The organism is Sphingomonas glacialis (genome assembly GCF_006439055.1).
GTDB lineage: Bacteria > Pseudomonadota > Alphaproteobacteria > Sphingomonadales > Sphingomonadaceae > Sphingomonas > Sphingomonas glacialis_A.
In genome coordinates, this window is record NZ_RCZC01000003.1 from 41,678 (window position 1) to 66,419 (window position 24,742).

Annotated in this window: 21 protein-coding genes; 16 read left to right on the plus strand and 5 right to left on the minus strand. The window is 62.0% G+C overall.

Annotation, left to right across the window (positions count from 1 at the left end):
• Window positions 1–1,084 precede the first annotated feature (1,084 nt).
• Both EAH76_RS11970 and EAH76_RS11975 read left to right on the plus strand, forming a co-directional pair.
• On the plus strand, window positions 1,085–2,365 hold the full coding sequence (locus EAH76_RS11970) for a glycoside hydrolase family 130 protein (protein ID WP_140850517.1): 1,281 nt from the start codon (window positions 1,085–1,087) through the stop codon (window positions 2,363–2,365).
• 180 nt (window positions 2,366–2,545) lie between these two features.
• A complete protein-coding gene (locus EAH76_RS11975) occupies window positions 2,546–5,089 on the plus strand; it encodes a TonB-dependent receptor (protein WP_194150994.1) in 2,544 nt (847 codons plus the stop codon).
• A 105-nt stretch (window positions 5,090–5,194) separates the two neighbouring features.
• Here EAH76_RS11975 and EAH76_RS11980 read toward each other — a convergent pair whose 3' ends face one another.
• Complete coding sequence (locus EAH76_RS11980; protein WP_140850518.1) at window positions 5,195–5,872, minus strand: response regulator transcription factor; 678 nt, start codon at window positions 5,870–5,872, stop codon at window positions 5,195–5,197.
• A gap of 311 nt (window positions 5,873–6,183) precedes the next feature.
• Between EAH76_RS11980 and EAH76_RS11985 the strand changes: the two genes are divergently transcribed.
• The 10 genes from EAH76_RS11985 to EAH76_RS12030 all read left to right on the plus strand — a co-directional run bounded on the left by EAH76_RS11985 (window position 6,184) and on the right by EAH76_RS12030 (window position 14,824).
• Window positions 6,184–7,929, plus strand: coding sequence for a chloride channel protein (locus EAH76_RS11985; protein WP_140850519.1), 1,746 nt, complete (start codon window positions 6,184–6,186; stop codon window positions 7,927–7,929).
• Between the two features lie 100 nt (window positions 7,930–8,029).
• On the plus strand, window positions 8,030–8,467 hold the full coding sequence (locus tag EAH76_RS11990) for a YidH family protein (RefSeq protein WP_140850520.1): 438 nt from the start codon (window positions 8,030–8,032) through the stop codon (window positions 8,465–8,467).
• Window positions 8,464–10,242 (plus strand): SLC13 family permease, encoded by a 1,779-nt coding sequence (locus tag EAH76_RS11995; RefSeq protein WP_140850521.1) that lies wholly within the window; start codon window positions 8,464–8,466, stop codon window positions 10,240–10,242. Before EAH76_RS11990 ends, EAH76_RS11995 begins: the two co-directional genes overlap by 4 nt.
• A 94-nt stretch (window positions 10,243–10,336) precedes the next feature.
• Window positions 10,337–11,014 carry a response regulator transcription factor gene (locus EAH76_RS12000; protein WP_140850522.1) on the plus strand — a complete coding sequence of 226 codons (678 nt, stop codon included), beginning with the start codon at window positions 10,337–10,339 and terminating at the stop codon, window positions 11,012–11,014.
• Window positions 11,004–12,368: a sensor histidine kinase gene (locus EAH76_RS12005; RefSeq protein ID WP_140850523.1), complete on the plus strand. Its 1,365-nt coding sequence runs from the start codon at window positions 11,004–11,006 to the stop codon at window positions 12,366–12,368. Before EAH76_RS12000 ends, EAH76_RS12005 begins: the two co-directional genes overlap by 11 nt.
• 217 nt (window positions 12,369–12,585) lie before the next feature.
• Window positions 12,586–12,837 carry a GCG_CRPN prefix-to-repeats domain-containing protein gene (locus EAH76_RS12010; protein ID WP_140850524.1) on the plus strand — a complete coding sequence of 84 codons (252 nt, stop codon included), beginning with the start codon at window positions 12,586–12,588 and terminating at the stop codon, window positions 12,835–12,837.
• A 103-nt stretch (window positions 12,838–12,940) separates the two neighbouring features.
• Complete coding sequence (locus EAH76_RS12015; protein ID WP_140850525.1) at window positions 12,941–13,384, plus strand: EF-hand domain-containing protein; 444 nt, start codon at window positions 12,941–12,943, stop codon at window positions 13,382–13,384.
• A gap of 38 nt (window positions 13,385–13,422) precedes the next feature.
• A complete protein-coding gene (locus EAH76_RS12020; protein ID WP_140850526.1) occupies window positions 13,423–13,980 on the plus strand; it encodes an RNA polymerase sigma factor in 558 nt (185 codons plus the stop codon).
• A complete protein-coding gene (locus EAH76_RS12025) occupies window positions 13,973–14,374 on the plus strand; it encodes a hypothetical protein (protein ID WP_140850527.1) in 402 nt (133 codons plus the stop codon). The genes EAH76_RS12020 and EAH76_RS12025 overlap by 8 nt, the downstream gene beginning before the upstream one ends.
• Window positions 14,375–14,443: 69 nt before the next feature.
• Window positions 14,444–14,824 (plus strand): periplasmic heavy metal sensor, encoded by a 381-nt coding sequence (locus tag EAH76_RS12030; protein WP_241659701.1) that lies wholly within the window; start codon window positions 14,444–14,446, stop codon window positions 14,822–14,824.
• Window positions 14,825–15,087: 263 nt separating this feature from the next.
• Here the strand turns inward: EAH76_RS12030 and EAH76_RS12035 are convergent, their stop codons facing one another.
• The 4 genes from EAH76_RS12035 to EAH76_RS12050 all read right to left on the minus strand — a co-directional run bounded on the left by EAH76_RS12035 (window position 15,088) and on the right by EAH76_RS12050 (window position 20,392).
• Entirely contained in the window at window positions 15,088–15,282 is a 195-nt protein-coding gene (locus EAH76_RS12035) for an SOS response-associated peptidase (RefSeq protein ID WP_140850529.1), read from the minus strand.
• Between the two features lie 400 nt (window positions 15,283–15,682).
• Entirely contained in the window at window positions 15,683–18,646 is a 2,964-nt protein-coding gene (locus EAH76_RS12040) for a TonB-dependent receptor (RefSeq protein ID WP_161989029.1), read from the minus strand.
• 190 nt (window positions 18,647–18,836) lie between these two features.
• Window positions 18,837–19,874: a FecR family protein gene (locus EAH76_RS12045; protein ID WP_140850531.1), complete on the minus strand. Its 1,038-nt coding sequence runs from the start codon at window positions 19,872–19,874 to the stop codon at window positions 18,837–18,839.
• Complete coding sequence (locus EAH76_RS12050; protein ID WP_161989030.1) at window positions 19,871–20,392, minus strand: RNA polymerase sigma factor; 522 nt, start codon at window positions 20,390–20,392, stop codon at window positions 19,871–19,873. Before EAH76_RS12050 ends, EAH76_RS12045 begins: the two co-directional genes overlap by 4 nt.
• A 278-nt stretch (window positions 20,393–20,670) precedes the next feature.
• On the opposite strand from EAH76_RS12050, the gene EAH76_RS12055 reads away from it, so the two are divergent.
• The 4 genes from EAH76_RS12055 to EAH76_RS12070 all read left to right on the plus strand — a co-directional run bounded on the left by EAH76_RS12055 (window position 20,671) and on the right by EAH76_RS12070 (window position 24,678).
• The gene (locus tag EAH76_RS12055; protein WP_140850533.1) at window positions 20,671–21,351 is read left to right on the plus strand and encodes a winged helix-turn-helix domain-containing protein; all 681 of its coding nucleotides are present in this window, start codon (window positions 20,671–20,673) and stop codon (window positions 21,349–21,351) included.
• Between the two features lie 942 nt (window positions 21,352–22,293).
• On the plus strand, window positions 22,294–22,764 hold the full coding sequence (locus tag EAH76_RS12060) for a DUF1348 family protein (protein WP_140850534.1): 471 nt from the start codon (window positions 22,294–22,296) through the stop codon (window positions 22,762–22,764).
• Between the two features lie 47 nt (window positions 22,765–22,811).
• Window positions 22,812–23,228, plus strand: a complete 417-nt coding sequence (locus EAH76_RS12065) for a DUF305 domain-containing protein (protein WP_140850535.1) — start codon at window positions 22,812–22,814, stop codon at window positions 23,226–23,228.
• Between the two features lies 1 nt (window position 23,229).
• A complete protein-coding gene (locus EAH76_RS12070) occupies window positions 23,230–24,678 on the plus strand; it encodes a YncE family protein (RefSeq protein ID WP_140850536.1) in 1,449 nt (482 codons plus the stop codon).
• Window positions 24,679–24,742: the final 64 nt, after the last annotated feature.

Here is a 24,742-nt window from a genome sequence, read left to right on the forward strand (position 1 = left end):
CCTCGTCGGCCCATCCTCGAGTAGCACCCGTCTTCGATGAAGAAATTTGCCCATCAACGGCCGCGCCGATGGCGGATGCCACTCCATGTTACATATCGAACAAGTCGCCCAAACACCATCATCGGGTTGTACGTCCCAAACCCGCTCGGGAGGCTCTGGATAGATCGGCATTGGGGTCACCGGAGAATCAGGGGCAACACCCCTAGGAACCCGTCGCTCTAAACCGAATTTCTCAAAAGCGCTTGCTGAGCGACACTTTTCTATGCTGTCGCAACGACATCGCATAACGAGATGGCTCAATTTGCGAGGCGCAGACGCCAAGACCGCAAGCTCATGCGCCGTGGAACGAACCGACTAGCCATTTTGAGGATTTGACGGTTTGGGCCCCGTCGTCGGCGCCGTGTCGGCCTTGCCATCTGGCGCAGTCACTTTGTCGGTTGACTGCGGCGAGCAGGTCTCTCCGGAGGACGTTGCTACGCAGTGCTTTACTGGTTTTGAAACTCGCGCTTTACGGCAGACCGTGCTCCATCCTGTAAATAAACAATGCGGATCTTGCGCCGGATCGAGGGAGGCAAGGGTCAGGGCTGCAAAGAGCATCATATTGAATATCGCCTTTCGTCGGTGGTGGGGGGCAATCGGTTCAGGACAGCAAAAGTGTGGCGCTAAATACGTCCCCACGCACCGATATTTGCGGAGACGAGTCGAGCTCTTTGCCGATCGATACGGTGCCGCGTGGGTCTCGCAATTGGCTGTGTGGGATGACGGTTTTGAATCTACACCGATCGCCGCGTGGCGCATCTTAAATGAATTTCACTTGGCGCGATGGAGTGGGACGAGAGGCCAGGAGCATTGTCATCTCGTGCCGCGGGCGATCCGCCTCCGATGCTTGCATCCTAATGCGCCCGTCCGACAACTCTTGAGGAGCGGCGCGCCGACGGAATCGACCGTGGCAAAGCATAGCCCTGTCGCCGCTGCAGCGCTGGCTGCACCAGTAAGTTTGCCGGTCAAGCGCTCCAACGCGGACCCAACAGGCTCGGCGGGAGTATCGCCTTCGTTCGGAAGGTTTTCGAAGGAAGCAAAGCGGATGATCGCAGCAGATGTGTTCACCACCCTGGACGTGGAACTCAAGCCGGACCCTTCGCGTACCGTCATCCGGCCGTTCAGCTTTGTCTATCCGGACGCGTTCACACAGGAGCCCACCCGTATCGAGGATGTCGCGGCGCGCGTCCTTGCGCTGGCGCCAGAGACCCGCGACCGCATGCTAAGCCTCCTCACGCAGGCGATGGAAGCACGCCACCACAATGTGAAGGACCTTTTCCTCCGGCGTTTCGAGGAAATGGAGGGCGAGCTCGCGGACATCCACGTCGAGGCCGAGCGTGATCGGCTTCTGCTTGGGGCGTATTACAGCCAGGAATATGCATTCGAGTCCGCGGCATTGTTCAACCCGAGCATCGTGACGGTGCCCGATCAGGACCCGAACGCGGAGAGCGTTCGTTTCATCGTTTCATTGCGCGGCGTCGGCGAGGGTCATATCTCGTCAGTGACGTTCAGGAGCGGAATCTGGGACGGGGGCACCGGCCTGGTCGTCGATCCGCCGAGCGCACAGGGCGTTCCGCCCCGGATCGAAAGCGACAATGATGGCTGGGTGCGGATGCGTGCCGACGACAGTCAGGACATTTCCGAAACCGTGATTTTCCCGATTCTCCCCAGTCAGCGAAAGGGCGTAGAGGATCTGCGACTGGTCCGCTTCACCGATCATGACGGTGTGGAAAGCGTCATCGGAACCTACACTGCGTTTGACGGCAGCGCGGCGCGCGCGGAGCTGCTCCGCGGCGTCGATCAACGAACGTTTGAGATGCGCGCCCTCACCGGAAAAATGTCGGGGTACAAGGGCATGGCGCTTTTCCCCCGTCGGATCGACGGGCGGTTCGCCATGATCGGCCGGCAAGACAGCGTGAACCTTTGGCTGCTTTACTCCGACGATCTCTACAATTGGGAAAAGGGGACGCGGATCATGGGGCCAAGATACCCGTGGGAGTTCGTCCAGATCGGCAATTGTGGCTCGCCGATTGAAATCGATGAAGGCTGGCTGCTGTTCACCCACGGCGTCGGTATGATCCGTGGTTACTGTGTCGGCGCCTGCCTGCTCGACAAGGAGGATCCGAGCAAGGTCCTGGCCAGAACGCCCTCCCCGCTCCTGTTCCCCTCGGCGGAACAGCGCGGCGGCTACGTACCGAACGTGACCTACAGCTGTGGCGCGCTACTGCGCGGACGGCGCATCCTTCTACCGTACGCCATTGGTGATGAGTACACCGCTTTCGCCACTGGAAGCGTCGACGATCTGCTCTCCGTGATGGAGGCGTAGGTTGACGAAGACCAGATAACGCCGATCGGGTCCGTCGCGGCCACAACCATATTTCGCCCGTCAGCGCCAACATGCAAATTGCGGCGCTTTTGTTACGGTCGATGTAATCGCCGCGACCCCCGTGCCGTGTAGCGGCCGCTTGGCAAGGACAAAAGTGTCCAAAGCTAAGGGAACCCATTTATGCTTCATGCAACCGGTCTGCGCCTGCACTTGTTGGTCGGCAGTGCCTTGATTGCTGTTCTGGCGTCTCCGGCACTGGCGCAAACTGCGCCAGCCAGCGATGCTCCGGCAACCAAGCCGGCCGCTGACACCGGCGCGACCACGCCCGCCGCAGCGCCCGACGATCAAGGCGCCGGAATTGGCGACATCGTCGTGACCGCGACGCGCCGCGAGACAAACCTGCAAAAGACACCGATCTCGATCAGCGTGCTGAACTCGCAGGGTATCACCGATCGGCATGTGCTCAGCCTGTTCAATCTCGCCGACGGTTCGATCCCGTCGTTGCGCATCGCGACGTTCGAGGCGCGTCAGTCGGCATTGACGATCGGCATTCGCGGCATCGTGCCGTACGATCAGAATCAAACAGCGCGTGATGCGGGCGTTGGCGTCTACATCGACGGGGTCGCACTCAACAAGACGCAGGGCCTGAACGCCGCCTTGTTCGACATCGAGCGGATCGAAGTGCTGAAAGGTCCGCAGGGAACGCTGTTCGGCCGCAACACCGAGGGTGGCGCGCTGTCGCTGGTGACAAAGGCCCCGACCGGCGTTTTCGACGGCCGCATGACGGCTGGCGTCGGCAATTATGGCAGCCATAATGCCGATCTGCATGTCGATCTGCCCGCCTTCTACAATATCTCGCTGAAGTTCGACGGCGTGTACCAGCATCAGGACGCGACCGTGAAGGATCCGCTCGCCGGGTCGGTCGGCTGGAACTACTATGATCGCAAGGGTGGCCGCGCGGCAGCTCGCTGGCAGCCGGTCGACGGCCTCACTGCCGACTTCGCCTATGACTATGCGAAGGACGACAATACCCCACAGTACAGCCAGTTGGTCAGCTACAACCCCAACGGGTACAACGTCGGCACCTATGGGGGTGCCACCGGCACCACGCTTCAGTTCAACGGGACCAACTGCAACGTAGCCGTTCCCGCTACCGGCGGCGTGAGCAATCCCTGTATTGCGCCAAAGGCACCGCTCGTCGGCGTCCATAGCGACCGCCAGAGCGTTGCCGACGTCGGTGTGCCGCAACAGGTCAGCACCGACATCACGCACGGCTTCTCGGCCAATCTGAAATACAAGCTCGCCCCTTGGATCGAGTTGCGCTCGATCACCGCCTGGCGCGGCGTCAGCACCGACCAGTGGGACAATTCGGGCGGCCCCGAGCGCGTAACCTACGCGCCGAACGCGACCTTCAGCCGCTACAGCCTGTCGTTCCTGCGCCAGCACCAGTTCAGCCAGGAATTCCAGGCAGTCGGCAGCATTCCGCAGTTCGATTATGTCGTCGGTGCTTACTATTACACCGAAGACGCGAGCGAATATGCGGCCACGCCAACAACCAACACCTGGAACGCTGACGGCACGGCCTACACGATCCGCAGCCCGATCGTCAGCGGGGCCATCACGTCGGCGAACTCGGGCTATCAGCCTGGTTACCAATTCATCACGCGCGACAGCCAGGCGAGCGATCACAATTATTCGGTGTTCGGCAACCTGACCTATACCCCCGCCGGTCTGGACATCGTCCACCTGACCGCCGGTGGTCGCTACACAAAGGACAAGCGCCACGGCACACTGTCGATCGTCAACGGTGACACGACGCCGAACAATGCGATCAATGGCGTGTTCTCCTTCTCGAACGAGGTCAATCGCTTCGACCCGATGCTAAACCTCGCCGTCGATGCGACGCGCGACATTCACCTGTACGCGAAATACGCCACCGGTTTCCGTGCCGGCGGTGCGAACGACCGCTCGCAGAGCTTCAACGCCTTTGGTCCAGAGTCGGTTAAGTCGTACGAAATCGGCGCGAAGATGGACTTCTGGAACCATCGCGCGCGTCTGAACCTGGCCGGCTATATCATGGACCGGAGCAACACCCAGTTCGACTTCGATCTGTACGACACCGCCACCGGCAGCCCGACGATCAACTCGCACATCGAGCAGACCCAGAACGCCGGCAACAGCAAGATCCGCGGAATCGAAGCCGATCTGACGGTCAAGCCGTTCCCGCAGCTGACGCTCACGGGTTCGTATGCCTACACCTATTGGAAGGCCCCATCGGCGGTTAACTCGATCACCGGCGGTCTCCCGCAGCAGCTCTACATCGTCTACACCCCGACGAATGCCGCGTCGGGTTCGATCGATTATGTCACCCCGGTTCACATCGGTGATGCGAGCGTTCGTCTGCATCTCGACGGCAACTATGCGAGCAGCCAGTACAGCTTCCAGCTCGAACCGACCAAGACCGACGCCAGCTTCGTGATGAACGGGCGCCTTGCTCTTGCCGACATTTCGGTCACTGATCATAACAAGGTTACGGTATCAGTGTGGGCGCGCAATTTGCTGGACACGACCTACATCTACCGTCGTTCGGCCGCGAACTCGTCACCGACCTACAACTATAACGGGACCACTCTGGTCTCGACCAGCTATAGTGGTATCCTCGGTGATTACGCCAACTACAACCCGCCGCGTACCTGGGGCCTCGAGCTTTCGGCGAAGTTCTGACCTCGTAGAGCGCTGGAACCCTTCCCTCGGGCGGGGTTCCAGCTGCCTTCTCCGTTTCGCACCGGAAGAGCGCACCTTATTGCCGTCGAACTGTTTTGACTTCGGTCAGCCCTTGGCGAGCGCCATATAGCCGACCCCTCGGGCGGTCACGATCACATCGTCGGCGCCGAGCGTAGTCAATCGCCGGCGCACCTCCGCGATCGTAGATGTGAGCGTGCTCGCAACCGCGTCATCACTGAATTTCCAGATGCTAGCGTAGAGATTTTCGCGGGGGACAACGGTTCCCGCGCGTTCGGCCAAGGCCCATAGCAATCGGATCTGGGTGCGACTGAGCGCTACACAGCGATTGCCCCGAGCGACGGTGCGCGCGCCTTGGTCGATTTCCAGTCCACCCAGCCGAATACGACTGATCCGTGCAGAGCGAGCCCGCGGATGCACCAATGCGTTGGTATGATGTTCGATCTCGGTCACGGTCACTGGCTTTGCGAGGAAGACATCCGCACCTGCGTCCTGCGCTACACGACGCAGCCCGACGCTGGCGTGCTGGGACAGCAGCACAATCGGCTTGCGCACATTGCGTCGGCGCAAATGGCGAACGACTTCTGGGCCTTGAAGATAAGGTGCACAATCGTCGACGATAATCACATCGAATTCGTTGCTCTCGGGCAGAGAGAGCGCGATAAGCCCGCTTTTATCGGAATGATATGGGTATCCTGAAGCAACACAATGACCTATCAGCTCATGTGTTGTTCGATCATCTGATGAAATTATCAGAAATCTCATCGCGATTATTCGCCTTTAACCTTCAGGCGCGCATAACTTGCGCCTCGATCGCGGTTTTTCCTATCCGCCAATCTCGAACATCCGGAAAGTGAAATGAAATTCACTTCGCGATCCGGGATTGAGCTGGTCATGGCATCAGGTCATCGATCGACACGCGCGAAGGTGGGCATTCGCGTTGTCACAGCGGGGGAAGACGGAGGCCGACTGCGGGCGGAGAGCTGCGCTTCGCGGCTGCTCACGCCGCATCGCACCGGCTCCTGGCGGGCGCGATCGACTATGATCGCGCGAAAGGAACCACTAGGCAGGACCGGATGAATACGCGGCTTCTACTTAAAACATGGGCGACTCTGCGCCGTCAGGCCCGCGCCAGCGAAGTGGCATTCATCCTCGTCGCCGTTGGCATCGGCGCATGCTCAGGCCTGGCGAGCGCGGTTATCGGCGCACTTGCGCGAACTCTGCAGCATTGGCTGTTTGCGCTTCCGGCAACGACGCGGCTCAGCGCATTACCGACGCTTGGGTGGCAGTCGCTATTGGCGCTGCCGCTAGGTGGCGCGTTACTGGCGCTATTCTCTTGGGCTAGCAGGGTCCGGCAGCGGCGGCTCGTCGACGCTGTGGAAGCGAACGCACTGCACGGCGGCCGCATGTCGATGCCGGACAGCCTGATCATCGCGGGCCAGACAGTCGTCTCGAACGGGTTTGGCGCATCGGTCGGTCTTGAAGCCGCCTATGCGCAGGTTGGCGGCGCGCTGGCTTCGTTTGCTGGCACCGCCCTCAACCTTCGCCGCTCGGACCTGCGCATCCTCGTCGGGGCCGGGGCCGGCGCCGCGATCGCGGGAGCCTTTGGGGCACCGCTGGCAGGCGCCTTTTATGCATTCGAAATCGTGATTGGCGCTTACACGCCCGTGTCGCTCGCCCCGGTCGTTGCTGCAGCATTGACCGGGTCCTTCGTCGCCCAGCTTTGCGGAGCGCAGCCCTATCTGATTGAGGAAGTTTCGGGCACGCCGGTCGAGACCCATCATTACCTTATCTACGCCGGGTTGGCCGTGATCTGCGCTCTTATGGGAATTGGCCTGATGCGCGCAGTGGCCGTGGTCGAGGCGGGCGCACGGCGGGCACGGTTGCCGACTTGGGCGCGGCCGGCGGTGGGCGGCGCGTTGCTCATACCGGTCGCGATCATCTCCCCGCAGGCACTGTCGGCAGGGCATGGCGCGCTCCATACCGACCTGATGATCGGCACTTCGCTCGGCTTCATCGCGCTGGTCCTGGCGCTCAAGAGTCTGGCCTCGATTATATCGCTTGGCTTCGGCTTCCGCGGCGGCCTGTTCTTTGCGTCGCTGTTTCTCGGGACGCTGGCCGGACATCTGTTCGCGGGGCTCCTCGAACTCGCGGTCGGGTATCCCGTGGTCGATCCGTCGAATGCGGCGATGGTCGGCATGGCCGCGCTTGCAGTCGCGGTCATCGGCGGCCCTTTCACCATGGCAATGCTGGTGCTCGAGGCGACCCGCAACTGGTCGTTGACCGGCGCGGTGCTTGCCGCCTCGCTGGTCGCATCCACGCTGGTGCGCGAAGTGTTCGGCTATTCCTTCTCGACCTGGCGGCTTCACCTGCGCGGCGAGACGATCAAGAGCGCGCGCGACATCGGGTGGGTCCGCTCGCTGACAGCCGGTCGGATGATGCGCCGCGAAACGAGCAAGACACAGACCGATCTGACGATCGGGGAGTTTCGTCGGCGCTTTCCGCTGGGTGCAACCAGTCGCGTGGTGCTCGTCGATGAAGCTGGCCACTATTCCGGTATTGCGCAGACCGCCGCTGCTTATGCCGATGGCGTCGATCCCTCGAGAAACATCGCGACGTTGGCCATCAACAAGGATGCCGCGCTGACGCCGGAGATGGACATCCTCGCGATCATGAAGCGTTTCGACGCATCGGGCGCGGACGAACTCGCCGTGCTGGATGAGGACAGGTCGATCCTCGGCCTGCTATCCGAAGCCTTCGTTCGCAGACGCTATGGCGAGGAATTGGACAAGAGCCAGCGTGAACTCTTCGGGGAGGGCTGATCCGACGCGATGCGGGCCGGCGATTGATCGGGTTCTATCCCGTACCGGACCGCTTGGGGCAGGTCGTAACGAATACACGCGTGGCGCGTTGGACCGCGCTATGGAAGCTCAGCAGCAGAAGGACGCCGAAAGGGCGCATTCGAAACTCGCCGACAGCGCCGGCAAGCTGACACAAAGCGCCGAACAGCAGACCGACAGCGCCGACCGTCGCACAGAACTTGCCGCGGATCGGACTGTGCTCGCGGCCGAGCGCACCTATGCTGCCTGGGTACGCACCGGTCTCGCCGCTCTGGCGTCGGGCATCGGAGCGCGCGCGCTGCTCGACACGCTTGTGGCCAGCTGGCTGATCGATGTTGCCGGATCGGTGCTGATCCTTTTCAGCGCCTTCTGCTTCGCCGCGGCGGTATGGCGCCAGATTGGGACGGTCGCACCGCCCCGCCCCGATACGCGCCGCATTCCACCGGCACTGCTGATTCTGGTCAACGGCGTTCTGGTGCTGGTAAGCCTTGCCGCCCTGGTTGGAATGTGGACGCGATGACGACGCAACAGGTTCTTTCCTTTTCGATTATTGGTGGTGCCATCCTTTGTTTTGCATGGGGTCGCTTCCGCTATGATCTCGTGTCGCTGGTAGCCTTGCTCGTCGGCCTCGTCGTCGGCGTCGTGCCTGCCAAAACGGCGTTCAGCGGCTTTACCAGCGATGTCGTCATCATCATCGCGTCCGCCCTGGTAGTGAGTGCGGGGATTGCACGGTCCGGTGTGATCGAATGGGCGATCCGGCCGGTAACCGCTCGGCTGAAGCGACCCCGGTCGCAGGTACCCGTCATGGCTGGCGCAACCGCAATGCTCTCGATCTTCACCAAGAACGTGGGGGCGCTGGCGATCCTGATGCCGGTCGCGCTGCGCATGGGGCGCGAAAAGGAATCGTCCCCCACCTCCTTGCTCATGCCGATGTCCTTCATGTCACTGCTTGGTGGTCTGGTGACGCTGGTCGGCACCTCGACCAACATCATCGTGAGTCAGGTGCGCGAGCAGACGCTCGGCCAGCCCTTTCACATGTTCGATTTCGCGCCAGTCGGTCTTGTGCTGACGCTGTTCGGGCTTGTGTTCGTCAGCTTTGGCTGGCGCTTGCTGCCCCGCGACCGGCAAGGCCGCGCGGCATTGGGCGAGGTGACGGCGGCTGCGCCGTACAGCACCGAGGCCAGGATCGCCGATACCTTGCCGTCGACACTTCAGACTGTCGCAGATCTCAAGCTGGACGATGACGGCGTCAAGCCGCTCGCACTCATTCTGCCCGATGGCGCGCGTCAATCACCGACGCCCGACATGCGCCTCGTCGCGGGCGCAACGCTGATCCTCGAGGGAGACGACGCCGCGCTGGACCGGGCGCTGGCGCGCTTGCCGCTGTCCTCGGAGCGCGACAAGGCGTCGCTGGAGAAGGAAAGCGCTGCCGAAGAGACGCGCACGGTCGAAGCTGTCATCCAGCCCAATTCCCAGCTGATCGGCGAGACCGCCGAGCGCGCCCGGATGCAGGAGCGCTATGGCGTTCAGTTGCTCGGCATCGCGCGCAACCGCGAACGCATCACCGATCGCATGCGCGATGTTCGCCTCCGTGCCGGCGATATGCTGGTGCTGCGCGCGGGCGAGACCGCGTTGCCCGATACGATGGCGAACCTCGGTCTCCTGCCACTCGCCGAACGATCAGTGCGGATCGGGGATCAGCGGGGCCGCTGGTTGCCAGTACTTATCCTTGCCGTGGCAATGCTGTTGCTTGCGTTGCGCGTCGTGCCGGTCGCAACCGCCTTTTTCGGAGCAGCCGTGATGATGGTCGTCGTCGGAGCCTTGTCGATGCGCGAAGCGATCGAATCGCTTGAACCGGAAGTGTTGATCTTGATCGGCGCCCTGACGCCTCTGAGCGAAGCGGTTCGACAGACCGGCGGAACGGACCTCGTCGCCCATCTTCTCGTTGGCCAGCTGCATGGCTTGGCGCCGATGCTGGCGCTCGGTGCGATCATGATCGTTGCAATGGCCTGCTCACCTTTTCTGCACAATGCCCCGACTGTGCTGGTCCTGGGGCCGATCGCGGTGAGCGTCGCCAAAGGCCTAGGTCTGGGACCCGATGCTTTCCTGATGGCCGTAGCGACCGGCGCGGGATGCGATTTTCTCACCCCTATCGGTCATCAGTGCAATACGCTGGTGATGGGGCCGGGGGGATATCGCTTTGGTGATTATTGGCGGCTCGGATTGCCATTATCGTTCCTCGTTATTCTTGTTGGGACGCCGATGATCGCGTGGGTCTGGCAACTGGGCATTTGAACGCAGTGGCGTGCTGGGCAGCTCGGTCGTACTGCCCCCGCCGAAGCCAGCCTCCTCGCCAGGACGCGCTCAACGGCAGTAAGAGGACCGCGCCATGGCCAAAATACTTGTCATCGAAGACGATTCGGACACTGCCGACCAGATCATCGGTGCGCTCACAGCGCACGGACATGTTGCGACGCACGAAGCTGACGGAAGATCGGCGCTCGAGCGCGCGACGCGGGAACCGTTTGATGCCGCGACGCTCGATCGGATGTTGCCGGGGCTCGATGGTCTCTCGCTGGTTTCGGAATTGCGTTTGCGACGCATCTCTCTGCCCGTGTTGATGATCAGCGCTCTCAGTGACATCGATGAGCGGATTGCAGGGCTGCGCGCCGGGGGAGACGATTATCTTGTGAAGCCGTTCGCGCCCGAGGAAATGGCGATGCGGATCGAGGTCCTGCTGCGTCGGCGCGAAGACTCGAGCCCTGCCGCGCTGCTGCACGCGGGAAGCATTACGATCGATGTTATTCGCCGCGAGGTGACCGTCGACGGGCAACCCGTGCGTCTGCTGCACATGGAATATCGTTTGCTCGAGTTTCTCGTACGCAATGCCGGCGATACGTTGAGCCGGCGCATCATCTTCGAGCAGGTCTGGGGTTACTATTTCGACCCCGGCGCCAACCTCATCAACGTGCATATCGGCCGCCTCCGCAAGAAGCTGGATCGCCCGGGGCGGCCGTCCGCGATCGTCACCGTAAAGGGTGAGGGGTATCGCTTCGATGCCGTTTGAGCGGCTGCATTTCGACCAGATCCGCAAGACCAGCACCTTCAGACTGACGGCGCTGCTGGGTCTGGTCTTCGCGGTCGGCGTGGTCGCGCTACTTGGGCTGATCTATGGTTTGTCGGCGCGCGAGTTGACGCTTCGGACCGACCGTATCCTTCGGATTGAGGCCATCCGCTTGCAGGCCAGTTCGGCGGAAAGCCTGCCCGATCGGATTGTCGCTGAAATCGGCCGCAGCGCGAGCGGGCTCAACTCTTTCGCGCTGCAATCGCGCAGTGGCGAGAGGATTGTCGGCAATCTGCAGGTCGTCCGCACGTTCAAGTTCGATCATCCCGTCAACATCTCCGCCAAGCCGGGCATTCATGGGCCACTCCGGGTGCTCGCGATCCAGGCTCCAACCGGCGAAACCATTCTCATTGCACGCGACATCACACCGATCGTCGATCTGCGACTACGTATTCTCCAAATCCTCATCGGCAGCGGTATCGCGATCGTCATGCTGGTGCTCGGGGCGGGCGTCTTGCTGAGCCTGGCGCCGCTGCGCCGCGTACGCGACCTGCAGGCGGCAAGTCGTGCCATCGCGGCCGGGCACTTCGATCTGCGCATGCCCGTCAGTGGGCGTGGCGACGAACTCGATCTGTTCGCGGGGACCGTCAACTCGATGATCGAAGAGGTCGAACGCGTCGTGGCACAGGTCAAGGGTGTCACCGATGCGATCGCACACGATCTTCGGACGCCGCTCGCGCACGTCCGCGGACATTTGCAGCGTGCGATCGCACTGCCGGATACGGATCCTCGATCCGTCGCTCTTGCCAAGGCCGCGACGATCGACTTGGACCTAGTGCTCGAACGGTTCGCCGCGCTGCTGCGCATCTCCCAGTTGGAGGCGCGCGGTCGGCAAGCCGGGTTCGCGACGGTTCCCATTGGTCCGTTACTTGGGAGTGTCTGCGATCTGTATGAGCCGTTAGCCGAGGAGGCGGGCGTAGCGCTCGAGCTCGGAGAAATGTCCGACGCGACCATCCGGTGTGACCCACAATTATTGTTCGAGGCAGTCAGCAATCTCCTCGATAACGCCATAAAATTTACCGGTGCGGGTGGCCGTGTCAGCCTGTCGGTCATGACGGAAGCCAGCGCGGTTGTGATGGTCGTCCGGGACAACGGGCCAGGCCTTGAAGCATCTGATCGGCAGGCCGCGCTGCGGCGCTTTTACCGGGGGGTCGATGCTGCAGGCATTCCCGGTACCGGTCTTGGCCTGAGCATCGTTGCAGCCATCACGCATCTGCATGGGTTCGGCTTGGAACTGGACGATGCGGCGCCGGGCTTGATCGTACGCATCCGGGCCTTGATCGCGCAACCGGCGTGAAGTTCAATCATGCGCGCTTATGGTTAGCGCGTATCGACCGGGGCCCCGCGTTCGTCGGGAAGCATCGGGTTCTTCATGCCATTTCCCGTCCTCCCCTATTTCGAACAGAGAAATGGGAACGGCGAAGCTTACTGCGACGGAAATGCCGAAGAGCTGCGTTTAACGGTCATCTGGTCGCCAAACGGGTTGCCAGGCAACGTATGCGAGGAAGAGCGTTATGAGAAAAATCCTGTTGGCTGCGCTCGCGGCTGGAGCGGCATTGAGCGCAGTTGCCCCTGCAGAGGCGCGGCAGGGCTGCGGCGTCGGCGCACACCGTGGCCCTGCCGGCTATTGCCGGCCCAATCGCGGCGGGCCGATCGTCGCACCAGGCGTGCGGATCGGCGTCTTTTACCCCGGCCGAGGCTATTGGGACGGTCGTCGCTATTATGGCCATCGCTATCGCTGGCATGGCGGCTGGCGCTACCGCTGAGGTCCACGTTCCGCAGGGACAGCTGTGATCGGCTTCCCTGCGGTTCCCACTGGCCCCCTGGGTCAATGCGCGAAGGACATCCTCACCCATAAAGGCGATCCGCATGAAGAATATGTCGATGATGCTGCTGGGCCGGACCGCTTTTATGGTGGTGGCGCTGACACCGACGGCCGCTTGCGCACAACGCGTCGGTCAGGGAACTCCTGCGAAACAGGAAAACGCCGCGACGGAGGCGGGCGTGAGCTTGTCGACTTACCAAGCGCGACATGCGCGAAAGCTGCTGGCCGCCGATACCAACGGCGACGGCAACGTCAGCCGCGCGGAGTTCCTCGCTGCAAGCAAAGGCGGCAAAGCAGACCCGGCAAAGCGGTTCGCCAAGCTCGATGCCAATGGTGATGGTACGCTCGACAAGTCGGAGATCGACGCGACGCTGAGCCGACGCTTCAAGCGCCTGGATACGAACGGCGACGGTCTGCTCAGCGCCGACGAGCGCGCTGCAGCGCATGCCCGCAAAGGCAAGGATGCAGGCGACGGATCGGAGTCCTGATAATGGATCGACCGGGATGGACCTAAGGGCGCGCGCGCTTGAGCGATCAGGATCCGGACTCGAAGCTCATCGAGCGTGTCGGGCGCGGCGAACCCGCCGCCACGCGGGTGCTCGTGACCGCGAAGCTTCCGCGTATCCTGGGTCTTGCTACGCGTATGCTCCGCGATACGGCCGAAGCCGAGGACGTGGCGCAGGAAGCGTTCGTTCGGATTTGGCGAAACGCCGGCGCTTGGCAGCCTGGCCGGGCGCGGTTCGACACCTGGCTTCATATGGTCGTACTCAACCTGTGCCGCGACCGGCTCCGTCGACGCCGCGAGAGCGTGAGCGATGCCGCCCCGGAACCGCTCGACCCGACACCCGATGCCGAAGCTGGACTGATCGAGGCGGAACGCGAGCGTACGGTCGCGGATGCGATCACCGCACTGCCGGAGCGCCAGCGCGAGGCGATACTGCTGGTCCACTATCAGGATCTGTCGGGTGCAGATGCAGCTTGCGCGCTGGATATCAGCGTAGAGGCGCTGGAATCGTTATTGGCACGAGGGCGACGCACATTGCGTGCGCGGCTCGCTCAGGCGCAGGAGGCGACAGATGCGTGAACCATTGACCCTCGCACGTTTCCAGGAACTGGCGAACGTATATGGCGGGGTGATCGCACGCTGGCCCGAAGAGCATCGTGATGCCGCCATGGCGATGGCGGTACAGCCCGCAGCGCGCGATGTCCTCGCAGACGCATCCGCGCTGGATGCGGAGCTCGATACGTGGCGGGTTTCGCCGGCTGCCCTCTCCTTGCGCGCACGAGTTATCGCTGACGCGCCGGTCCCAATCCGAAAGATTGCGGCCCGGGCAAAGCTATGGTGGTCAGGCGTGGGGATTGCGGCGGCGCTGGCAGGTGCGACGGCAGGAACCGCTGCGGTCGCATTTGTCGCACCGATCGATGCCCCAACGGACAGCGGCACGTCGTTCGGCGACGTTGCCGGACCGGGGAGCTGATCGATGGGTAAGCTTCGTATCGCTCTTCTGGTCTCCGTCATCCTGAACCTGTTCCTGGCAGGAGCGCTGATGGCAGGTTTCATATCTCTGCGATCGGGCGACCGCATGATCAACGCTGGTTCGCTCCGGATAGCTGGTTCCGAACTGCCCGTGGCACAGCGGCGTCCGTTTCGGACCGCGCTGCGTCAGGCGCGCCGGGCGATGCGCCCGTCAATCATCGCGGGGCGCGCGGCGAGGACGGAGGCAGCAGCATTGCTGCGCCAGCCAGTGATCAATCAGGCGGCTGTCGTCGCTGCGCTCGACCGAGCGCGTGATGCCGACATGGTGGTTCGGGCGGCAGTCGAACGGCGTGCCGTCGGCTATGCAGCGACGCTGCCGCCAGACGATCGTGCCAAGTTGGCCGACGCGATGCAGCGCCGTTCGCAAAAGGCGCGCCCGGCAATCGACTGACCGCCGCGACGGAAATCGGAAGCAGCGCCGTTGAAGAGGCAGCGGATCACCACCGAGGTACGACACCCTCGACACGAACGCGCCCGCCGGAGCGCGGAACGAAAGGCCCATTTTGCGGATCAGCAGGCAGGGCTCACACACTGCGACATCGCCCGGCATTCTGGATTGGATCACACCGGACAGCGCGTGGTAATCGCTCAGCCGGGCAATGATCATCTCGGGCAAAATCTGCCCGCTGGCACTGCGCGTGTTCAAGACTATCGTCATCGTATCGTCGGGAAACCCCACTTCATCGCCGAGACGACCCGCTGACCAGCTTCTTGGCGCACGACATATCCGGGCTTGCCCGGCGCCGCATAATCCTTCTCGACGACGATCTCGTTGCGGCAGTCCTCGCCTGCGGCGAAATAATCCTGATATTCAGCACGCGACGTGCGCAGGCGGTAGAGATTGCACATCGTCAGTTCGTCCGCGTATCGATGACCTCGAACGGGCGCTTGACTCGCTCGTCGACGATCACCTGCATCACGGCGGCGACCCAGCGTTGACATGCATCGGCGTTTGCCATGCGCTCGGTTTGCCGAAGTGCGAATGCCGTGTCGAGCCGGCAGCGGTCGGGCGCATCGGCGTAACATCTGCATTCAGGTCGCCCCGAAGACAGCAGAGATGCCGCGACCGGGGCGCCTCTCAATTGAGCGGCATTGTCCGCGTCGACTGTGGAATCGAGGTTACGGCCCACAAGGAATCACTAACCGCGCAAGTGGCTAAGCCGCCTTTGGGCCGCTCCGGCGGCAGGTCGGGAGTGCGTGATGTTTGCGTCGCGTTCTCGTTGGCGCAGCACCCAAGCCGAGCGCTAAATCAGTAGCTCGCGGAGATCGACAGCTCGAACCGCCTTCCCCTTGGATCGCCATAGGTGCTGTAGCCAACGCCATCCGGATTAGCGATGATTGGCGGCTTGTGATCCGCGACGTTCACTATTCCAAGCGCGATTTCTCCGGTGCGCACGCCGTGAGCGCTGCGCGGCAGCGAGAAGTGCCACCGGAAATCCAGGTCGAAATACAGCTGCGCTGGAATCTTTGTTGCACCTTGATATGCAACGACTTTCGGATTGCCGGCGGAAGCGTTGAAGTTGGAGTTCGCCACGTTATAGTTGCTGAAATATTGCCCGTTGAGCCCGATCGAAAGTGGGCCCCGCCGCCAGTCGACACCGACGTTGCCGCGCCATTCAAGGGGCCCATCGGCGTAACCCACGATATTGAAGGCTGGAAGATCGGGTGCCTTTTGCCGGCGCAAGGTCGGCTGCCAGGTCAATTTGGTATGCGTACCCAGGCTGCTGCTCGCTCCTATTGGCACCTGCCAGTCGAGCTGCACGTCGAGGGCCGTAACTGTCGTTCGCCCGCTATTGAAAGATCGCGTATCGATTTCGGTGATAGGGCCCGCCGTGAAACCAAGGGCGGCATCCTGGGTTGTCAACGGCGCTCTCAAAACGCGATCAGGATATCTGGCTTCGTTCGCCAGGAAATAGCCCAGATTTCCCGAATAAACCGTGGAAATCTCGTCCCACTTATCGATCCGCGTGAGATCGACGGACAAGCGCGGTCCCCCGCCATTTGGGTTGACGACGAGGCCGAACGAAACGCTGCGGGCGCGCTCGGGGCGAAGCGTTGGCGATCCTCCCGAAAGCAAGGCTACCGAGCCTTCACTACCGATCTGCCGATCGCCCCGTTTGACGTCGCTCAAGCCGACGTCAAAATTGGCCTGAAATTGAGCGTATCCGATCTGGTCGACCGTCGGCGGAAGCTGGCCGGTCGCCACGCTTCCACGCAGGATCAGCCAAGGCCACGGGAAGACGCGCAGCCCTGCCGTGAATACGGCGGCAGCGCGAGTGAACCTGAATGACTCGGTGCTCGCAAGGTCAGACCCCGAGGCTCCCGTCGGCACCCGGGTCGTCTGCGAGTCGAATCGCGCGGCAAGCTGCACTTCCAGGCCACGCAACGGCACCAGTCCTGAGTCCGAGGGAACAATTGGCGCGCGCACTTCAGCGTAAGCGTACCGGTCGAGTTGTGAAAACATCGGTGCCGGGGTCGATACCGAAATCGAGGCAAGCTGAAAACGGAGGTCTGAGGCGGGGACCTGCTCTTGCCAGACCCCTGCCAGACCGGTGAGGGTGAGCATGCCACCTGGCAATTGCAGGACTGGCCCCGAGACGCGGAGCGACCCTTCGGATCTCCGATCGGCACGGCGAATGCTTATGAGGGTGCTCTCCAGATATTGAGGGAGCGCGCGAAGAAAGCCGGCCGAATCGCCGAGCGGATCAAGGATGGGTTGTCCGCTTGGACCCAGCATCCCCGTACCGATCGCGCTGTAGAGATCACTGGTCACGCCCGTAGTGCTTGAAAGGAAATCCAGCCTAGTTTCAGCGTAGCTATAGTCGAGATTCGCCCGCCAACGATGGAAGAGCGGGACGATAAGCCCGGTCATCACCCGGAATTCGGAGATATTTGTGTGCGATGGCGGATCCATAGCCGGAACCGGATAGGTCAGGATAATCGGCTGGGTGAAGGGATTGCCCGGCGCGTCGGCATCGACAGCCACGATGCTTCCCGTGGTGCGACCCGTCACTTCGCTCGCGTCGCGAAGATAAAGCCCATCGACATAGCCTTCAATCCCTGCGCCAAACTGGTGCCGGACATTCAGAAACGCCGAAGTCAGCGTCGGCTTTGTAAGCAGATCGGTTTGGGGGCTGCCCGGGTTCGCAGGGGATAGCGTCACGATCTGGCCGGCGCGGCGAAAGAGTTGATCTGTGCGATCCACGGCGCCGCCGGAGACGCCTATCGGTAACGACGTGATCGGCGATCCAAGTGCTGCGCCGCCGAGCGTCGAATCGAGCGCAAGGTCGCCGCCTTGGCTAAAGACGTTGATGCCCTGACCAACCGGATATCGCGCGAGATAGGCGGCGGGCGAATTTGCGAGAGCCCGGAGCGCGGCTCGCTCCGCAAAGTCGCGATCCCCCGTATGGATCGGCCCCGACGCAGTCCGGCTTGCAAAAAGCATGACGTCGGTGCGGCCGCCATCCGGGGTGAAGCCGATGCGCGCCTCGGTCCGCAATCGCGCGGCATCGCCGCGTGCGGTGATCCCACCGACGACATTGATCTCCGCACCGCGATAGGCGCGACGGAGCACGACGTTGATAACGCCACCAGTTGCACCTGGGCCGTAAATTCCGCCCGCGGTCGATGGCAACGTCTCGATGCGCTCGATCGCGCCCAGTGGGATGGCATTCAGATCGGGCTGTTGCAGGCCCTGGAACGCAGTTGGGATCGAGGGCATGCGACGCCCGTCGATCAAGACCAGCGTTTGCTGCGAACCGAGCCCCCGCAGGTCTATTTCGGACTGGTTCGATCCGGTGCGGGTGAAGGGATCTTGACTGGCCGAAAGGATCTGATCGTTCTGGGTCTCACGCGCGCGAAGGACTTCGTCTATTCCATCACGATGCGTCGTGGCCGCATCGCGCCGGCTCACCACCCGGTACGGTTGGATGTCGTTCTCGGTGCGCCTGATGTCGGCATTCTGCGTCAGTCGACCGATAACGAGAATATCAGCAACGGCGCCCTCGTCGGCCACGTGTCCGCCGGCCGGTTGGGCGAACAACAGAATGACGCTTTCGGAGGTTCGCCTGTAACCGATTCCGGTACCGGCTAAGAGCTGTCGCAAAACATCGTCGACCGTCAGATGCCCGCGTATCGCAACGGTGGTTCGGTCGGCGAGAAGGCGTTCGTCGAAAATGAGGTCTAGCCGCTGCGTTCGCGCCAAATCGGACAATGCCGTCGACAGAGGGCCGGCCTTTATCCGAATATCGATTGGCGCCCCCTGCTGGGCAAAAGCCGGGGCAGCCGCCCAGAGCGAGCAGAATGTTGCGATTACGGCTCGCTTTGATAAACCCCTGCCTGTCCGCATGGGACACCCCGTTGCGCGTCAACGCTTCCTACCATTTCGGATGCGAATTGTCTGCTCAACGATGCGTCCGCTCGCTGGATACTATCTCGACCGCGCTAGCTGTCTCGACAATTCGGACAGGATAGATTTCCGCGATTGTGCGCGCGAAACGCCGCAGGTCGTTGGTATGGAATGACCCGCTGATGCGCATCATCGCCACCTTCGGATCGCGGATCAGCAACTTCTTACCTGCGGTGTAGCGATTCAGCTCGAGAATTGCCTCGGCAAGCGGTGTGTTGTGAAACGAGACGAGCCCGTTCTGCCAGTCGGCGACGCCGGCGACATTCGCGGTCCCGACTTTGACTTCGGAGTGGTTGGCAACGAGCTGCTGTCCTGGCGACAAATCGATCGCTTCTGTCTTGCCGGATAGCGGAGCAATGACGCGCACATGGCCGTCGACAAGGATGACGCGGGTGCTCTTGCTCGCTTCCTGGACCTCGAAACGGGTGCCGACTGCCGTCACGGTGAGGCCGTCGTTCTGTACAATGAACGGCCTTGCTGCAGCATGAGCGACCTCGAAATATGCCTGCCCGCGTTCGAGGATAACGCGGCGCTCTGACGGCGCGAACCGCACCGAGACGGCGGAGTTGGTATTGAGGGTCACAACGCTTTTGTCGGCAAGCGTGAAGACGCGGCGATCTCCGGTCGCTGTCGCGAATTTCTGCACGGGCAAACCAACTTCGGAGCGTGAGGCGATCTGGCTTCCTGTCCGCTGAACCGAGCCGTGCCCCCAAAAAATGGCGCCGCACCCTATCGCCAAAGCGGCGACCGACGCCGCGGCCGCCGTGCGCCAGTCACGCCACCAAGTTCGGCTCGGCGCTGGCTCGCGCAGCCCCGCGAGGTCGCTTCCATCCGCTTCGGCAACGCCTTCCCACAGACTGCACGCTCGCGCCCACGCCTCGCCATGTGCGGACTCGGCTTCGAGCCATTGCTGAAAGACCAGATCGTCCTCCGCGCTCTCGCCGATATCCTGGCGGACCAGCCAAAAGGCGGCCGCCTCGGAAGGCGACTGGGCGAGGACCTGTTCGAGCGTGATGACCACGCGCACCATCATTTGGCCTCCTGCGCAAAGGACAGCAGGCGGCGCGTCGCGCGCAGCATATGCTTTTCAACTGCGCTCACCGAGATGCCCAATTTAATCGCGATATCGGCGTAGGGATGCCCGTCGAAGCGACGGAGCTCGAAGACAATTCGCGTTCGTTCCGGCAGCATGCCGAGCAGATCGACGGCAGCGCGCAGATCTTGGCGCGCCTCGACAATCCTGGACGCATCGATATCGAATTCTGCATGCCGCGCGCTGTCGAACGCGACATGATCTTCTGCATGCCGCACGACACGTCTGCGATGACGATCCCCGAGAACACTTGCCGCAGTCTGGAAAACGTATGCGCCGACATTGGCGACCGGCTCTGCCGAGCGCCGGGCCGCTATCCGCACGAAAACCTCTTGGGCAAGGTCTTCAAGCTCATTTGGATCAGCATGTTTTCGCCTGAAATAGTGAATAAGGGCTGCCCGAAACTGGAATGCCGCTCTCAGGAGGACTTCATCGCCATGATCTCCAAGCTGGTTCATCAGTGGAGGATGACTCATCGCACGAGCGGGGTCCAGTTGAGGGAAGGGGAACCGCCCGGACGGCATCGATACTGGCGCCTATCCAGTATCTCTTGCTGGGGGAGACGCAGTGATTTTGCAGAACCACACCGACCAGCGATATTTTTTTAACGTGAAATTCAGCGTGCGGCTTTGAGCCGAGAGTGCGTCCCTGCATTTGAAGACCGGATCGATCAGCGGCCAATCGGCCGACGGTTGGAACGGCCGTAGAGATTACGACCTGTGATGGGGGTTCACTCATGCTCGACTCGTCCGAAGGCGTTTTCACCGCGAACGATTTCCCCGAGACAGCGGCTGCCATCCCCGCCCTTCCACGATCCATCGGCGAGCCGGCGGATGACACTCGTAATCTGGCGTGGAACAGGCAAACCAACCTGTCTGGACCGCGCTCGAACAATTCCAAGCTGCCCGATTCATTTGGCGATTACCGTGTGCATCCTTGTGCGCGCACATTGACGTGCAAGGGTCATGCGGTCCCCATCGGCAGCCGGGCCTACGACCTCCTGATCGTGCTTTTAAGATCTCGCGGACGGCTGGTCACCAAGGAAGAGATCATGCGGGAGGTATGGCCCGCCACGTTCGTCGACGAGAGCAATCTTCGGTTCCAGATGGGCTGCTTGCGCAAAGCGCTCGGTTCGGAACGCGATCGGATCAAGACGATTCCGGGTCGTGGGTACCTTTTCGTTGAAGAAGAAGGCGGCTCAGGTTCGTCGACGGCAGGGGTCGCCGCGGTCATCTCGCGAGACATCGATCGGGGTTCGACCTACGATAGCATAATCCTGATCATCGAACCCGACGATATGCGGCGCCAAGCGATCGCGGTTCTGCTTCAGGCCCTAAAGGTGAGTGTGAACAGCTTCACGACCCTCGATGAGGCGGCGGATTTTGCGAGGCGTCCAGCTCGTGGTCTACCTCACTAATGGCGCATTGAAGCAAGGATCCTGGTTGCGCGGTCGAGTTCCAATGAGTCAATCTACCGCTTCACAATCAGGCGGTCGCATCTCGGCGCCATGGCGCGATCCGAGCTCGGGCGGCTTCAGCGCGAGATAGACGCCCGTCAATGCTCAGCCTGCCATTGCGAGGGGGCTAGTCCGCAAAGCGAACGGTTCTGTGCCCGAAGAGAACCGAATCAACCGAGTATGCCCCTGGCCCTATTAGGGTCAGAGCGATCATGCTCAGCACGAAGGCTCCGGAGCAGGGAAGCGGATAGACTGGCACTGTCGCCGCCACAGCCGCGCCGACGAGTGCACACGCGCCCGTGATCAGGCGGGTCGGGAACCCAGCAAGCAATCCCAGAGACGTAACGTAAGCGAGTGCGTTCACTCTGGGATCGTAGAACTGCATCTGCCCACCAGCTCCAGCGATCCACACCGACGCCGAGAGGCGGAATAGGACGAGCGCCCATCCTGCGGGACCCGCGGGGAATGCGAAAAATATATGCTTCATGAGCATCCGCTAATCGATGCCACATGTAGCCCGTAAGCTCAAAAAGGGGGCGGGCGCGTCATTCTTTCGGGGGTGACAAATCCGAATTTCATGAAGAAGTTCTTGCGATGCGGCGCCAGAGATCGGGATGATGTGGGCCAGCACTACTGCGCGCTGATTATCGGGGAACGCGTCGCTCTATCAACCACAACTGCGTCCGCAAAGCAGATCAATAGCAAGCAACGACGCAGCCCCCCAAGGGCGTGGTGTCTCCTCGGCAGTCTGGCGACGCGCAACGCGTTGGTACTTGCGAAATCTAGCGTGGGCTCACGGCTGCTTACTCGCTTCCTTCTGACGCTTCGGTCAGGACCCATGCGCGCCGGAATCGATCGTGACCCGCAAATCAATCGCAATCGCGATCCGTCAGGAGAACCACCATGGAAGACCGCCCCCCGCTTCCGCCCTTCACGACCATCGAGGCCGCCGAGCGAAAGGTGCGCTTGGCGGAGGACGCTTGGAATAGTCGCGATCCCGCGCGGGTCGCGACGGCCTACACGACGGACACCGTCTGGCGAAACCGCACCGAGTTCCTGACGGGCCGCGAAGCGGTCACGGCTTTCCTGACGCGAAAATGGTCAACTGAAAGCGAATACCGGCTTATCAAAGAGCTCTGGGGTTTCCGCGGCAATCGGATGGCGGTCCGTTTCGCATATGAGTGGCTGGACGGCGAGAGCGACTGGTTTCGTTCCTACGGAAACGAGCTGTGGGAATTTGATGAGCATGGTCTCATGCGTCGGCGCATCGCAAGCATCAACGACCTCGCGATCGAGGAAGGAGCTCGTCTGTTCCATTGGCCGCTTGGGCCGCGACCGCAGGACCATGCGGGTCTCACAGACCTTGGCCTGTGAACATCTTGGCCGTGCTCAGGCTCTCATTCGTGCTTGGACAGGACGTCATGACCGAAGCCGTCGCTTGGAAGCGTGGCCTGCCGGGCTGGCGATGCGTGAGATCTATCGGATTAGTGGCCTTCGGGTTCGCGTTCGCCGGGGGAGCGGCAGCACGCGACGAGTCTGACGGTTTTACCCTCGTCGTGGCGACGGCGATGAGCCGAATGATGGCTGACATGGACATCAAGCCGAGCGGCGACCCCGATCGCGATTTCGTAGCGATGATGGTGCCGCACCATCAGGGTGCGATCGACATGGCCGTGGCGGAGCTGCGCTTCGGCAAGGATGAGCGGCTCAAGCGGATCGCCCAAGAGATCGTAGTCGAGCAGCGGCAGGAGATCGATGCGATGCGGCTGGTGCGAAATGAGCCTGCGTACCTCCAGACGGCGCCTCGCGGCTCGCATCGATCGCCTCTGGAGCACTGACATGAACCGGGCACAGCTTTTTGCCGGGGCGGTCTTGGCACACATCCTCTCTTCGTCGGCGACCGCTCAACAGGCGCCGTGGGCCGCACCCGACGTTCCTATCAGCCATGCCGACCGCATGTATGCATCCGAACAGTTCTCCAACACGGTCTCCGTGAGCGATCCAGTCGACAATCGCCTGCTCGGAGTGATCAGGCTGGGCGACCCGCAGCCGGCGAACTTCTCGCCGCTTTATCGCGGGCAGGTGCTCGTCCACGGACTTGGCTTTTCCCCCGATGGCACGACGCTTGCGGTCGTCTCGGTCGGATCTAACGCTGTCACGTTCATCGACACCGCGACCAACACCGTCCGACACACGACCTATGTCGGGCGGTCGCCGCATGAGGCCTTCTATACACCGGACGGCCTCGAAATCTGGGTGACCATCCGCGGAGAGGACTATGTTGCGATCCTCGACGCAAAGTCGTTCACCGAGAAAGCGCGGGTGAAGACCGCGGGCGGACCAGGCATGGCGACCTTCTCACCGGATGGAAAATACGCGTATGTTTGCTCGTCGTTCAATCCCGTTCTCACGGTGTACGACGTAGCCAGTCGTCAGGTCGCTGGCACGGTCGTCCAGCCGAGCCCGTTCTGCCCAAATATCGCGGCCAGCCCCGACGGGCGGCAGGTGTGGTTTACGCTGAAGGATACCGGCAAGACGGTCGTATTTAGCGCGGTGCCGCCTTTCGCCATTCTTAAGGTCCTGGAAACCGGCCCGATCACCAATCACGTGAACTTCGCCAGGACACCCCGGGGCTTGTTTGCCTACGTCACGGTCGGCGGTCTGAATGAGGTGAAGGTTTTTCGCACGGATGACTTCAGCGAGGTCACTACCATAGCAGTGGGCAAGCTGCCCCATGGGGTGTGGCCCTCGGGCAACGGCAGCCGCATCTACGTCGGCTTGGAGAACGATGATGCGCTCGCGGTGATCAATACCGCCAACAATGAGGCGATCGGCAGGATACCGATAGGTCAGGCACCTCAGGCCATCGCGTACGTCCCTAACGCGGTGCGTCGCGGAGCGGGAACCGCCAACCTCGTGCCATTGGCCGTGGCTGGAAATGCAACGCACCTTGCGCTCGCCGGGCTCGGGACTCGGGAGGCTAAGAGTAGCATCAGTCTGTTCGATCAGGGGATGATCCAGATACTGCAAGGTGCCATGACGGGTCTGAAGCCCGGGCGTCCTTACGTCTTGGCGTTGGCGCGGAGTGCCAGCGGCGCCGGAGCGTTGCAACCGCTCGCCAGATTCACCGCCAATCCAGCCGGGTCTGCCATCGTGAACGCGACTGGCCCGATACGCCAGATCGTCCAGTCGACCGTGGCTTCTGACCGCCGTTGGTTCGTCGTGGCGGAGGCGGACGCGGACGCAAACACCCTCGGTCCTGTGGTCCAGATCCAGATCGGCAGGTAGATCGTCGGACCTCCGCAATAGCCGCGCGCGCGTTCGCAGCCATGCCCCGAGCGCGCGCGCATTC